Source organism: Tardiphaga sp. 841_E9_N1_2 (assembly GCF_051811065.1).
Lineage (GTDB): Bacteria > Pseudomonadota > Alphaproteobacteria > Rhizobiales > Xanthobacteraceae > Tardiphaga > Tardiphaga robiniae.
Window position 1 is genome coordinate 2,940,678 of the sequence record NZ_JBPWQC010000001.1, and the last position, 13,198, is coordinate 2,953,875.

A 13,198-nucleotide genomic window follows, 5' to 3' on the forward strand; every position below is an offset into this window, starting at 1 on the left:
ATCCCGTTCCGAGCTCCAATCAGGGAGTAAGTCATGTCAGACATCCACACCTATTCCAGCGACATTGCCTTCACGCCGACCGTCAAGGCGATCCAGACCCGCAAGGGGTCGCGTTCCGGCTACGCGCATGTCGAGGAAAACGGCGGCTGGCGCACCGAGATCGACGACAATCTCGCAGCGTTTCTCGCCGAGGCGAACAGCTTCTTTCTGGCTACCGCCAGCGCTGACGGCCAGCCTTATATGCAACATCGCGGCGGGCCGAAGGGGTTCGTGAAGGTGCTCGACAAACAGACGCTCGCCTTTGCGGATTTTAGCGGCAACCGGCAATACATCACCCAGGGCAATCTGGCCGAGAATCCAAAGGCCAACATATTCATCATGGATTACGCGCATCGCCGACGCGTCAAGCTCTGGGGCACCGCGCGGGTGGTCGAGGACGATCCGGCGCTGCTGGCCTCGCTGATGCCACAAGGTTATCGTGCGAAGCCCGAGCAGGTCATCCTGTTCACGATCGCTGCATGGGATACCAATTGTCCGCAGCATATCCCGCAGAAATTCGATGCCGCCGATGTCGCCGCAGTCTTGGCAGCGCGCGATGCGCGGATTGCGGAGCTGGAAGCCGAGCTAGCGACGCTGAAGGACTCAGCGTCGCCGCATTGAGGGCAGTAGAGCGTCACGCCGCGACGCTGCACTGCCAGACGTGTTCGGGATAATACTCTGCCATCATCCGATCCACATAGGTGACGAGGTTGCCGTAGCGGCGCAACTGACGCTGCAGGGGTGACGGAAACAACGGCGACATGATCCCGGCCAGAACGCCGAATGCGGTCGCATCGACACCCGCCGGGCGGTTGCTCATCAGGTTAGACTTCCCGGCCAGCAGCACCGATAGCGCCATCAGCGAACGATCCGCGAGTTGTAGCGCCTCATCGGCAGGATGCCGGCCGAGGCCGTTCGCCAGATGGTTCTGAATGACAGATTTGCGGGCGGATGCACGAATCTCGTCGCGCTGCGCTTCGGGAATGCCGTCGAAGAAATGCGATGGTCCCTTAGCGAAATTATCGGCATCGACCCAGCGAACGCCGACCAGCGACCAGTAGAGGTGATGCTCGATCATCCGCTCGATCGCCCAGGCCTGAGCGCGCTGGGCGAGATCGAGACCCCTATCGAAATCGACGTCATATTTGCGTTCGATATAGGCGCGGATAAACGTGGAGTCGGCAATGCACTCTGCGCCGTCATCGATATAGGGCATCTGCCCTTTCGGCGAATCCTGCGGCCGTGCCGGTTGCTTCTCATAGGGCAAGCCGGCCATCTTGAGCTGGACTTCCGTCTTGGTAACGAAAGGGCTGATTTCCGGCAGGCCAAAGCCTGCACCTGCGCCGTGAAGGACAATCATGTGGTTTCTCCAAGTGATAAGGACAAGAGACTAGGCAGTCGCTGCTGCCACCGTGGTGTCAGCAGCCGTCACGCCGGATGACGCCGGCGACCCAAGCGCGCGCCTGGACCGCCGCGGTGGAGACCATGCGCCAGCCGAGCCCGATCAGGGCCCAGCGGAGGTCGCCCGACAGGGCGAGAATGGCGCGTTCCAGCAGCCATGCCCGGATGCGCCAGAGCCGGTCATCATGCGAAAAGACGGCGAGGCTATCGAAAGCGGTCATTGCAGAATCCTTCGTTCGTTTGAACCTGGACCCTGTATGACTGCCCCCTGCTGCCAACATGCTGTCAGCATCGACATCTGCCAACAAAGATAGAGGGACGACCATGAGACGCGCCGACCGCCTGTTTCAGATCATCCAGGTGCTTCGGCGCACGCGGAAGCCGCTGACGGCGGATGCCATTGCAGCCGAACTGGAAACGTCCAAGCGGACGATCTATCGCGACATCGCGACACTGATGGCGCAACGCGTCCCGATCCGCGGCGAAGCCGGTATGGGGTATATCCTCGAACGCGGCTTCGACATGCCGCCGCTGATGCTGACACCCGACGAGATCGAAGCCGCAGTGCTCGGCGCGCAATGGGTGATGGGGCACGCCGATCCGGCATTGGCCAAGGCGGCACAGAATCTCATCGCGAAGATCGCGGACACCGTGCCCGAGCGCTTGCGCCCCTTCGTGCTGGAACCCGCGAGCCGCGCACGGCCGCATTTCCGCGGCACCGCCGACAGCATGGATATGGTGCAGATGCGCGCGCACATTCATGCGGGCAAGAAGGTCCGGCTGCTTTACCGGGACGAAGCCGGTCGCGACAGCGAGCGCATCGTCTGGCCGATCGCGGTGGGTTATCTGGAAGCGGTGCGGCTGCTGGCGGCGTGGTGCGAGCTCCGCCAGGATTTCCGCAGTTTTCGAACCGATCGCGCAATCGAGGCCCATTTCCTCGATGAGAAGTATCCGGAGCGGCGTGAAGCATTGCGCAGCAAATGGCGCAAGACGCTGAGCTGGGAGCGGCCACAGGATACCTGAAACAGCCGAACCTGCATCTGCACGGCTGGCGAAACCGGTCCGATCGGGATAAACCGCGGCATGACAAGCCACGCAGCCACGATCAGCGAAGCCAGCCCATGCCAGGCCTGTGGTGCGTGCTGTTCGTATTCCAGCAACTGGCCGCGCTTCACCATCGAGGACGATGCCGATCTCGATCTGATCCCGGCCAAATATGTCAACGACCGTGAATCGGGAATGCGCTGCGACGGAGACCGCTGCAGCGCGTTGACCGGTAAGGTTGGAGAGGCCACAGCCTGCGGGATTTACGCTGTCAGACCGGACGTGTGCCGGACCTGCATGCCCGGCGATCCCGAATGCGCCATGGCGCGGCGCCGGCACGGGCTGCCAATTCTGGCAGCCGCAGAGTAGTTGATGTCAGCTTACGCCGTGACGGCGTGAGCGAATTCCTTGTCATCCAGCTCGTCGTCGAGATCATCATCCATCGGCGCCAGCGTCGAGAGCGGCTTGGTCGACAGCGTGATGGCCTTGCGGTTGTGATAGGCCGACACCGAAGGACGCGCCACGGCCGTGTCGTGTGACAGCGCGTAGAGCGTGGAACCAACGCGGCCACCGAATTCGATCAGCTCACGCTCGCTGCAGCTCGATGCGATCGAAATTGCCAAAGCGTGAAGATGACTGCGGCGATAGCAGAACAGAGCCAGCATCGCGCGGACATCGGATGAAACGCTGGCCACGAGATGGGGCAGGCCATTTTCATTTGCACGATACATTGCACCGAGCAGATCTTCCTCGACGGGGCAAAAATCGTTCTCAAAAGCTTGACGGCTGGACCGCATGGGGTTTCTCCTCGTTAATGAGGATGCGGTTGAATTTCCTAACGCAGGGTTAACCAACAGCCTTAATGGCCGCGTGCGACTCTTGAGTAACAGTTTGAAATGTGGCAGCCGTGCCCTGCTACCGCCACATTGGAACTCGATGCGTTCAAACGCGCATCAGCTGTTGGCGACGATGAAGATGGCCAGGAAGAAGTCGGTCAGGTGATGCAGCGCCTGATCGATGCCGATCAGCCACCAGAACCAGCGATGGCCCTGCGTCACACCGAAATGCGATACGCAGAGTCCTTTGGCGCGATCGATAGTGATGTGGATCGCGAAATCGACCAGTCCGAGGAACCAGAGCTTCGGCTGCAAGACGGCCACAAACAATGTCGTGAGGACGCCATGGATCGCGCAATGAACCAGCAGCGGCAGCGCCCATCCGGTTCGCTGGTCCTTACCCATTGCCATCCAGGCATTCTGCAGCAGGAAATCAGCTATCACGTGCTTGACGGTGAGGATCAGCATCCACCCGACGAGCCCGCCCAGAGCAATCGACGACGACATTGCAGGAAACAACAAGCTGACGTCCCTCTCACCGGTCACGACAGGCTGGCCCGCTTAGCCGGCCCGATCACTCGCCCTATTTATGACACTCCGAAACCGGGAATGCACGCCGCGGAACCGAAAACCCACCGCTTCCTGCAGAGCCAGCCTGGACGGGAAAACACTGCGCACGCTCCACTTTCTCGCTAGTTCAGAACGGCATGCGCCCGGAGCTCGCCGATCGCCTTGCGTAATTGGTCACCTTTCGGATCGCGCGGCACCGCACGAGCACGCGTGATCGCGTCTGCCAGGTCGGTGATAACCAGCGTCCCATCGAAAGCCGGCTTGGCTAGTCCGTCGATGATCTGATGCCAGGCGGCCATGCCCTGCCGATAGCCCGTGCCGTAACCTTCGATCATGGTTGCCGTCTGCACGATGGCCATTGCCGCGTCCGGCTGCTTGGTCAGTGCCCGATCAATCATGTGCAGCCAGCGTTCGACCCAGACGCGCTCGGTTTCATAACGCGTCGACAACAGGCGCCAACGTCGCAGCCAGGATTCGAACTCAAGGCGCTTGATGCCCCAGATGCTCGCCTTGCTGAAACGGATCGGCACCGTGCGATGCGCACAATAGATGCGCTCGAGCGCCCACATCAGGGGATCGCCGACGATCTCCGGCAATGCCGACACCAACTCGTCGAGGCGAAAACGCCGCCTGTCGACGACGGGCGGCCGGCCGGGCATCACGGGTTCCTGCAGCTTGAGCTGCGCGATGCGGATCGGATCGTGATAGCTCATGCGCATCGTGAGCAGCCGCGCAATCTCGCTAAACAGTTCGTCGCTGACGTTGCGCCGTCCGACAAAGCGACGCAGCCGGTCGCTGTAGAGCTGCGCGTAGACTGCGCTCTGATAGTTGATCAACAGGGCCACGCCATCTTCCGCCACAGGACGCACCGCAGCCGGCAGCCCCACCGGCAAAACCGGCGCTGCAGGTTCGCTCCTGTTCGCCAGCTCGGCGAGCGTGGAGCGGATGACGTTAATAAAACCTGCCACGGGACGTCCTGATGCTTATGCGTGCTGCGGCGCCATGGGCAATGCGGGCGCGTCCTGCTTCATCAGACGCGCTTCCAGCTTGTCGATATTCTCGAACAATCGCGCGCTGGCGAGACGCAGGAAAAAGAAACCGAATTCCGGATTCTGCACGTACAGCTCTTCGACCTGGCTGTAGCTGACGCTGAGCACCATGCCGGGCTCGATACATTCCAGCGTCTGGGTGCGTTCGTTCAAGGGCGACAGCATGCCGAGTTCACCGACAATGGCGCCGACCGGCAATTCGATCCCGGATTCGACCAGACGATAACGGCCACTGACGATGTAGAACATGTCTTCGGCCTTCTCGTCCTTGTAAAACAACACCTCACCGGCCTTACAGGGACGCTTGGTCATGAACGGCTTCAGCCATTCCATCGACAGGTCCGAGTTCACCGACTTTTTCACATCCTGGACCAATTGCAGCATCTGGCGCAGGCGGTAGATGTTGAGTGGCAGCAGTACCGCATGCAATGCCATGGTCGGATAGTTGTGGGTCGGGATCGAGATCGCGATTAGCAGGACATTGGCCATGATGCCAAACACCCGCAGCGGAATCATCGTCCGCATCGTGGCGGTCGCGACCACGAAGATCGTGGCGGCGGCGCTGCCAAAGTGATGGAGATAGGACATATCCATGGGAGCAAACCGGGTTTCCAGGAACGGCCGCACCGTCCTCCGCGACTATGAAGCGCGAATGACCGGGCCTTTGCAGCCGCAATATAGCCCATCTGGTTAAAATAGCCCGTGTTGCGACCCGCAAAAATCACGGAGTCGTGCGCAGATTGACGCGATCCGCCGGTGCGGGCACCGTCGCTCGCATCCCAAAGGAGAACAACATGTCGGAAACGACGGAAACCGCATCTGACCAGTCCTCGCCCCCCATTCTGACCATCGACGGCCCCCGCGCCACCATCCGCCTGAACCGCCCCCAGAAGCTGAACCGGCTGTCCCAGCTCGACCTGGACACCTTGGTACAGCTGTTCGATCGCGTAGAGGCCGATCGCGCCGTCCGGGTGCTGGTGCTCACCGGCACCGGCCGCGCTTTCAGCGCCGGCTTCGATCTCAATGCGATCTCCGAACGGGCTGCCAGCGCGCCCAAGCCCGTGGCCGAAGGTTCGTCCGGATCGGCCTTTGAGGCCGTGGCCAACCGGCTGGAGGACCTGGCGCTCCCGACGATCTGCCGGCTCAATGGCGGCGTCTATGGCGGCTCCACCGACCTGGCACTCGCCTGCGACTTCCGCATCGGCGTCGACACCTGCGAGATGTTCATGCCGGCCGCCCGGCTCGGGCTGCATTATTACAAGGGCGGCATCAAACGCTATGTGAGCCGGCTCGGGGTCGACAACGCCAAGCGATTGTTTCTCACCGCGCAGAAGCTGGAAGCCAGCGAACTGCTGCGGATCGGATACCTCACCGCCATGGTGCCGACCGAGGCGCTGGACGAGGAAGTCGACAAGCTCGCCATGATTCTGGCCGGCAACGCCCCGATCGCCATGCGCGGCATGAAGCAGGCCATCAACGAATTCGCCCGCGGTGAACTGGACGAAGCTGCCGCCGATCAGCGCGCGCGGGACAGCATGCGCGGCAATGAGATCAAGGAAGGGACGAAGGCGTTCGCGGAGAAACGGGCGCCGCGGTTTTAGGCTTCACTCGTCATTCCGGGGCGCGCGAGCTCTTGCTCGCGTGAACCCGGAATCCCGAAGTGTTCAGCCATGCTGAGATTCCGGGTCCGCCTGCATGCGACTTCGCCGCATTCCGGCGCCCCGGAATGACAGCCAAGATCACTCCACAAACGTCGCGACGTCGCCCAACAGCGCGCGGTTGGTTCGGTAGCTGTTGACCTTGTGCTCGCGGTCCGGATAGCCGAACGAAATGCCGCAAACGACGCGGCGGTCGTCGCTCATGCCGAAATGCTGGCGCACCACGGCGGAATGAAATGCCAGCGCCGCCTGCGGCACAGTCGCGAGGCCGAGCGCCTGCGCAGCCAGCATGAAATTGTTTACATAGCCGCCGCAGTCCACTGCGCCATAGACGCCGAGCGCCTCGTCCGACGTGATGATCGCCACATGCGGCGCGCCGAAGAAATTGAAGTTCTGCAGCGCCTGCTCGGCATAGGCCGTCTTGTCGCCGCGCGCGATGCCCAGCGTATTGTAGAGCTGGAAGCCGCTTTCGCGACGGCGGTCCAGATAGACCCCGCGATATTCGCGCGGAAAGGGGAAGTCGCCCGAATTCGGCGTACCCGCGGCCGCGACGGGATAGAGCACGTCGCGAAACTTCTTGGTGGCTTCACCCGACGTGATCGTGACCTGCCACGGCTGGCTGTTGCACCACGACGCGGTCTTTTGCGCGGCATTGAGAATGCGGTCGATGATGGCGCGCGGCACCTGCTCGGTCTTGTAGGCACGGCAGGAGTAACGTGACGCCAGAAGGGTTTCGAGCGTGTCGATGGAGTCGGTCATGGGAGCCTCTGTCGTCGCGACTTCTTCCTTCTCCCCTTGTGGGAGAAGGTGGCACGGCCGAAGGCCGTGACGGATGAGGGGTACGGCTGGGCTCGGAGCTTGTGGCACCCCTCACCCGTCCGCGCTTCGCGCGGCCACCCTCTCCCACCTAGCGAAGCTTCGCTTCGCACGGGGGAGAGGGGAAGAAAGAGCTTACCGTCCCTTGGTCGGGACCTTGTTGAACGGCACGTCCTTGTCAACGCGGATGTCGCCCGGCAGGCCGAGCACGCGCTCGGCGATGATGTTGCGCAGGATCTCGTCGGTGCCGCCGGCGATACGCATGGACGGCGAGCCCAGAATGGTCGCCTGGAATTCGCCGGCTGCTTCCGCATCGGCGCCGACCAGCGCGCCGGAAGCGCCCTGCAGATCGGCGGCGAACATCGCGATGTCCTGCATCATCATGCCGGAGACCAGCTTGCCGATGGAGTTCTCCGGACCCGGACGCTCGCCCTTCGACAGCGCCGAAATCGAGCGATAGCTGGTGTATTTCAGGCCGGAATTCTTCACCGCCCAGCTTGCAAGCTTGGAGCGCACATTGGGATCGTCGATGGCGAGACCGTCTTCCAGCATCAGGTTGCTGCAGAACTCGAACAGCTCCGGGAAACCCGTGGCGACGCGGGAGCCGATCGACATACGCTCATTCATCAGCGTGGTCAGCGACACGTTCCAGCCGTCACCGACGGCGCCGAGCCGCTGGCTATCCGGGATCCGCACATCGGTGAAGAACACCTCGTTGAATTCCTGCATGCCATTGGCCTGCTTGATCGGCTTCACCTCGACGCCTTCGCTCTTCATGTCGAGGAAGAACATGGTCAGACCCTTGTGCTTGGGCACATTCGGGTCAGTGCGGGTAATGAGAATGCCGTAGTCCGAGTAGTGCGCGCCGGAGGTCCAGATCTTCTGGCCGCTGACGATCCAGTCGTCACCATCCTTCTCCGCACGGGTACGAAGGCCAGCGACGTCGGAACCACCGGCGGGTTCAGAGAACAGCTGGCACCAGACCTTCTCGCCGGAGGCCAGTGGCGGCAGATATTTGCGCTTCTGGTCTTCGGAGGCATAGGCCATCACGGTTGGGCCGCACATGCCCTGCCCGATGGCGAAGGGCCGCGCGAGCTTGTCATAGACGCCCTCTTCCTGCTGCCAGATCACGCGCTCGATCGGCGTCGAGCCGCGGCCGCCATATTCCTTCGGCCAATGCAGACAGGCCCAGCCGGCATCGGCCTTCTTCTTCTGCCACGCCTTGGCGACATCGAGCATCGCGTCACGCTTCTCAGAGGCGCGCTTGGCCGACGGCTTGGTCAGCTCAGCTTCCAGCTCCTTCGGTGCGTTCGCATCGATCCACTTGCGCGCGACGGCGCGGAATTCGGCTTCCTGCGGCGTGTCATCGAAATTCATGGCAGTCGTCCTCTACGAAAAAAGAAAAACTGCGACCAGGGCAGCAAGCCACCCTGGTCGCCAGTTATCGTCCCTTGGTCGGGATCTTGTTGAATGGCACGTCCTTGTCGACGCGGATGTCGCCCGGCAGACCGAGCACGCGTTCCGCGATGATATTGCGCAGGATCTCGTCAGTGCCGCCCTCGACGCGCGTCGCGGGCGACCGCAGCAGCATTGCCTGGAACTTGCCGGCGACTTCCGCATCCTCCGGCCCGTTGAGCACGCCGGCCGCACCCTGCAGATCGAGCGCATAGGTCGCGACATCCTGCAGCATGGCACCGGCAACGAGCTTGCCGATGGAGTTTTCCGGACCCGGACGTTCGCCGCGCGACAGCGCCGAGATAGCGCGGAAGCTAGTGTAACGAAGTCCGCTGGCGCGCACCGCCCAGTTGGCGAGCCTGGAGCGCACGGCGGGATCGTCGATGGCCGGACCGTCATCGAGCATCAGGCCGTTGCAGAACTCGAACAGCTCCGGGAATCCCGTGGCAACATTGGCGCCGATCGCCATGCGCTCGTTCATCAGCGTGGTCAGCGACACGTTCCAGCCATCGCCGACGGCGCCGAGCCGTTGCGCATCGGGAATCCGCACGTCGGTGAAATACACCTCGTTGAACTCGGCCTGCCCGTTGGCCTGCTTGATCGGCTTCACCTCGACGCCCGGGCTCTTCATGTCCAGGAAGAACATGGTGAGGCCCTTGTGCTTCGGCACGGTGGGATCGGTGCGGGTGATCAGGATGCCATAATCCGAGTAATGCGCGCCGGAGGTCCAGATCTTCTGGCCGTTGATGACCCAGTCGTCGCCGTCCTTTTCCGCACGGGTGCGCAGACCCGCGACGTCGGATCCGCCGGCGGGTTCGGAGAACAACTGGCACCAGATCTTCTCGCCGGAGGCCAGCGGCGGCAGATACTGCCGTTTATGCTCCTCGGCGGCATAGGCCATCATGGTCGGGCCGCACATGCCGTGGCCGATGATGAAGAGCGCGCCGAGCTTGCCGAACACGCCCTCTTCCTGCTGCCAGATCACCCGCTCGATGGGCGATGCGCCGCGACCGCCATAGTCCTTCGGCCAGTGCGGTACGGCCCAGCCGGCATCGGCCTTCTTCTTCTGCCAGGCTTTCGCGACTTCCAGAATATTCGCACTCTTGAGCTGAATGCGGCCGAGCGCGGCCTTTTTCAGCTCGTCTTCATATTGCTTCGGCGCATTGGCCGCGATCCAGGCTTTCGCCTCGGCGCGAAACGCGGCCTCCTGCGGGGTGTCATCGAAATTCATCTCGATTGATCCTTACGCCGCATTCTTCTGGCGCATGCGCTCGATCAACTGGTCTTCCCAATAAGACAGTGAGCCGAGCCCGACCGCGACGGCATTCGAGCGACGGTAATACAGATGGCAGTCGAACTCCCAGGTGAAGCCCATGCCGCCATGGACCTGGATGTTGTTCTTCGAACAATGCTGGAACGCCTGCGTCGCGCTGATACGCGCAGCTGCGGCGGCTTCAGGCAGTTCGGACGCGTTGGTCGAGAGCGCCCAGGCGCCGTAATAGCAATTCGAGCGCGCCAGCGTGGCAGAGACATACATGTCGGCGAGCATGTGTTTCACGGCCTGGAACGAACCGATCTGACGACCGAAGGCGATACGATCCAGCGCGTAGTCGCGGCCCATTTCCAGCGCACGGTCGGAACCGCCGACCTGTTCGAAGCCGATCAACACGGCGGCACGGTCGAGCACCTGGGAGAGGATGCTCCAGCCTTCATTGGCAGCGCCGAGTGGCTCGGCCTTGACGTTCTTGAACGAAATCTCGGCCTGATTGCGCGACGGATCGATGGAGGTCAGCGCCTTCGCCTCGACGCCCTCGCTGGTGAGATCGACCAGGAACAGGGCGATGTCAGAGTCGCGACCGGTCGAGCCCGTGCGTGCGGCGACGATGGCGAAGTCTGCAATGGCACCATCAGCCACCGGCTTCTTGGTGCCGTTGAGCACGCCATTCGCGGCGGTGAGCTTGATCGCCTTCGGCGACGGATTGCCGGAGCCTTCGAACAGCGCCAACGTACCAATGGCATTGCCTTGCGCAATGGCCGGCAACCACTTCTGCTTCTGCACATCGGAGCCGGCGAGCAACAGCGCTTCGGCGGCGAGATAAACCGTGGACGAGAACGGCACCGGCGCGAGTGCACGGCCCATTTCCTCGGCGATCACGCAGAGTTCGAGATGACCGGCACCCGAGCCGCCGAAGGCTTCCGGGATGGCGACGCCGAGGAAGCCCATGTCAGCCAAGCCCTTCCAGAGCTCGCGATCATAGGGCGCCTTGCCGTCGATCACGGCGCGCACAGCCTTCGGCGGGCACTTCTCGGTGAGAAAACGCCGAGCCTCATCGCGGAGCTGCTTCTGGTCGTCGGAGAAATCGAAGTTCATGGCGGTGTACTCTGTTCTGATCGATGGAAAGTCTAGTTGAGGATGATGACGTCTTCGCCGGGGTGCTCGGCGTAAAGCTGGGCGACCAGTGCCGCGCGGCGTTCGAGGCCGGCGCGCTGGTTGATGTAGCCCTTTTCGGTGAGTTCGTTGCCGTCGATGGACGCCGGCTCGACCATAAACATCGCGCGCGCAATGCGCCGGCTGCTGGCGCCTTCGCACGACGCATTATGTGCCTGCAGCCCCTTCTTCAGACAGGCAAGAACCGCGGGATGTTTCACCACATCCGCGAACGTCGCCTCGGGTTCGCCGATCATGATGCGGCAGGCCGGCAGGTTGGGCCACGCGAGCACGCCGATATAGGGCCGATCCTGTCCGGTGATCAGCGCGTCCTGCACCACCGGCGTCGCCGCCGCGATCACATCGGTGCGCAACGAGCCGACATGCACGAAGGTGCCGGTCGTCAGCTTGAAGTCCTCCACCACGCGGCCGGAGAAGATCAGGCCCTGCACGGGGTCATTGTCGTCGACGAAAATGCCGGCGTCGCCGATCTTGTAGAAGCCTTCCTCGTCGAAGGCCGCTTTGGTGAGGTCCGGCTGGCGATAGTAGCCCGGCATCACGTTGACGCCGCGCAAGCGCAATTCATATTTCGAATCCACCGGCACCATCTTGAGTTCGACACCGGGGAACGGTAGGCCGATCAGGCCGACGCGCTCGGTGTCCCAATAGGTGCCGGTGGAGGTCGGCGACGTCTCGGTGCAGCCCCAACCGGTATAGAACACGATGCGCTCGCCGGTGGCGCGCACGGCCAGCGCCTGCATACGATCATAGAGATCGTCAGGGAGACGCGCGCCGCCATAGGCCATCAGATTCAGGTTCTTGAAGAACGAGCGCGCCAGCGCATCGTCTTTCTCCATCGCGCTGGCGATGGCAGCATAGCCGGCGGGAACATTGGCGTAATAGGTCGGCGAGATTTCGCGCAGATTGCGCAATGTCTCGTCGATCATGCCCGGCATTGGACGGCCATCGTCGATATAGAGCGTTCCGCCATCGATCAGCAGCGGGTTGAACAAAGCGTTGCCGCCCATGGTGTGATTCCACGGCATCCAGTCGAGATAGACCGGCGGCTGCGCGTTCGGATCGCGCGGGCGCGTCTGCATCATCATCGCGGCATTCGCCGTCATCATCCGCTGCGTGTTGATGACCGCCTTGGGCATGCCGGTGGAGCCCGAGGTGAACAGCAGCTTGCCGACCGTATCGGGCATGATCTGCGCGAGCGATGCGTCGACCGTGGGCGTAACCATGGTCGCGACCATGTCGGCATAGGCGGTGCTGGCGATCCCCGCCGGCGGGCGCGCCACATGGATGATCTTGATGTCGGTGAGATCGAGCGCATCCAACGCCTTCTGGAAGGTCGGCCCGTCCTGCACCATGACCGCGACAGGCTTGATCAGGTCGAACAGATATTTGAGCTTGGCGTGATCCTGGCTCATCAGCGAATAGGCCGGCGACACCGGCGCTGCCGGATGCCGCGCCTGCATCGCCGCCATGGTCATTAGTGCATGCTCGATGGAATTGCCCGAAAGGATCGCAACCGGTCCATCGGCCGCGAGCTTCATGTCGAGTAGCGCCTGGGTCAGCGCATCGGCGGTCCGCTTCGCCTCGCCATAGCTGAGCCGACGCCATTGCCGGTCATCGCCGGCGCGCTGGGCCAGCCAGGTGTGATCGGGACGCTCCTTGGCCCACTTCGCCAGAGACGCCGGCAGATGCGTCTCATAGGGCATCAACGGTATCAGCGACTTCATGACGACGACGCCGTCCGGCCGGCGCTCGACATCGATGTCGCGCTCCATCCAGTGGATCTTGCGGAAGGCGGGCTTTGTCAGCACCGCGGCAGCTTGGGCGTTCATGTGGTTTCTCCCAAAACCGTTCTTGTCGAACCATGGTCTCGTTTGTCGGACC

Annotated in this window: 15 protein-coding genes; 4 read left to right on the forward strand and 11 right to left on the reverse strand. The window is 62.4% G+C overall.

The window, feature by feature from the left end; translation table 11 throughout:
* Positions 1-33: 33 nt before the first annotated feature.
* Positions 34-660 carry a pyridoxamine 5'-phosphate oxidase family protein gene (locus AB8A50_RS14155; RefSeq protein ID WP_439078057.1) on the forward strand — a complete coding sequence of 209 codons (627 nt, stop codon included), beginning with the start codon at positions 34-36 and terminating at the stop codon, positions 658-660.
* Between the two features lie 13 nt (positions 661-673).
* Here the strand turns inward: AB8A50_RS14155 and AB8A50_RS14160 are convergent, their stop codons facing one another.
* Positions 674-1,399: a glutathione S-transferase family protein gene (locus AB8A50_RS14160; RefSeq protein WP_439078059.1), complete on the reverse strand. Its 726-nt coding sequence runs from the start codon at positions 1,397-1,399 to the stop codon at positions 674-676.
* Positions 1,400-1,457: 58 nt separating this feature from the next.
* Positions 1,458-1,661, reverse strand: coding sequence for a hypothetical protein (locus tag AB8A50_RS14165; RefSeq protein WP_093756851.1), 204 nt, complete (start codon positions 1,659-1,661; stop codon positions 1,458-1,460).
* Positions 1,662-1,764: 103 nt separating this feature from the next.
* Here AB8A50_RS14165 and AB8A50_RS14170 point away from each other — a divergent pair, with 103 nt between their 5' ends.
* Both AB8A50_RS14170 and AB8A50_RS14175 read left to right on the forward strand, forming a co-directional pair.
* The gene (locus AB8A50_RS14170) at positions 1,765-2,463 is read left to right on the forward strand and encodes a helix-turn-helix transcriptional regulator (protein WP_231079686.1); all 699 of its coding nucleotides are present in this window, start codon (positions 1,765-1,767) and stop codon (positions 2,461-2,463) included.
* A 60-nt stretch (positions 2,464-2,523) separates the two neighbouring features.
* A complete protein-coding gene (locus tag AB8A50_RS14175; protein ID WP_439078060.1) occupies positions 2,524-2,853 on the forward strand; it encodes a YkgJ family cysteine cluster protein in 330 nt (109 codons plus the stop codon).
* A gap of 11 nt (positions 2,854-2,864) precedes the next feature.
* Here the strand turns inward: AB8A50_RS14175 and AB8A50_RS14180 are convergent, their stop codons facing one another.
* The 4 genes from AB8A50_RS14180 to AB8A50_RS14195 all read right to left on the reverse strand — a co-directional run bounded on the left by AB8A50_RS14180 (position 2,865) and on the right by AB8A50_RS14195 (position 5,533).
* Entirely contained in the window at positions 2,865-3,281 is a 417-nt protein-coding gene (locus AB8A50_RS14180; RefSeq protein ID WP_068735003.1) for a hypothetical protein, read from the reverse strand.
* Between the two features lie 156 nt (positions 3,282-3,437).
* A complete protein-coding gene (locus tag AB8A50_RS14185; protein WP_120291935.1) occupies positions 3,438-3,842 on the reverse strand; it encodes a DUF3307 domain-containing protein in 405 nt (134 codons plus the stop codon).
* A gap of 170 nt (positions 3,843-4,012) precedes the next feature.
* Positions 4,013-4,858: a DUF6537 domain-containing protein gene (locus tag AB8A50_RS14190; protein WP_093756853.1), complete on the reverse strand. Its 846-nt coding sequence runs from the start codon at positions 4,856-4,858 to the stop codon at positions 4,013-4,015.
* Positions 4,859-4,873: 15 nt separating this feature from the next.
* Positions 4,874-5,533, reverse strand: coding sequence for a Crp/Fnr family transcriptional regulator (locus tag AB8A50_RS14195; RefSeq protein ID WP_089265467.1), 660 nt, complete (start codon positions 5,531-5,533; stop codon positions 4,874-4,876).
* A 200-nt stretch (positions 5,534-5,733) separates the two neighbouring features.
* Here AB8A50_RS14195 and AB8A50_RS14200 point away from each other — a divergent pair, with 200 nt between their 5' ends.
* A complete protein-coding gene (locus tag AB8A50_RS14200) occupies positions 5,734-6,540 on the forward strand; it encodes an enoyl-CoA hydratase/isomerase family protein (protein WP_439078062.1) in 807 nt (268 codons plus the stop codon).
* 138 nt (positions 6,541-6,678) lie between these two features.
* Here the strand turns inward: AB8A50_RS14200 and AB8A50_RS14205 are convergent, their stop codons facing one another.
* The 5 genes from AB8A50_RS14205 to AB8A50_RS14225 form a co-directional block, all read right to left on the reverse strand.
* The gene (locus AB8A50_RS14205; protein WP_439078063.1) at positions 6,679-7,356 is read right to left on the reverse strand and encodes a nitroreductase; all 678 of its coding nucleotides are present in this window, start codon (positions 7,354-7,356) and stop codon (positions 6,679-6,681) included.
* Between the two features lie 192 nt (positions 7,357-7,548).
* Positions 7,549-8,790: an acyl-CoA dehydrogenase gene (locus tag AB8A50_RS14210; RefSeq protein ID WP_439078065.1), complete on the reverse strand. Its 1,242-nt coding sequence runs from the start codon at positions 8,788-8,790 to the stop codon at positions 7,549-7,551.
* 64 nt (positions 8,791-8,854) lie between these two features.
* Positions 8,855-10,099: an acyl-CoA dehydrogenase gene (locus tag AB8A50_RS14215; protein WP_439078067.1), complete on the reverse strand. Its 1,245-nt coding sequence runs from the start codon at positions 10,097-10,099 to the stop codon at positions 8,855-8,857.
* A 12-nt stretch (positions 10,100-10,111) separates the two neighbouring features.
* Positions 10,112-11,239: an acyl-CoA dehydrogenase family protein gene (locus AB8A50_RS14220; RefSeq protein ID WP_439078068.1), complete on the reverse strand. Its 1,128-nt coding sequence runs from the start codon at positions 11,237-11,239 to the stop codon at positions 10,112-10,114.
* A gap of 32 nt (positions 11,240-11,271) precedes the next feature.
* Positions 11,272-13,146: an AMP-binding protein gene (locus AB8A50_RS14225; RefSeq protein WP_439078070.1), complete on the reverse strand. Its 1,875-nt coding sequence runs from the start codon at positions 13,144-13,146 to the stop codon at positions 11,272-11,274.
* Positions 13,147-13,198: the final 52 nt, after the last annotated feature.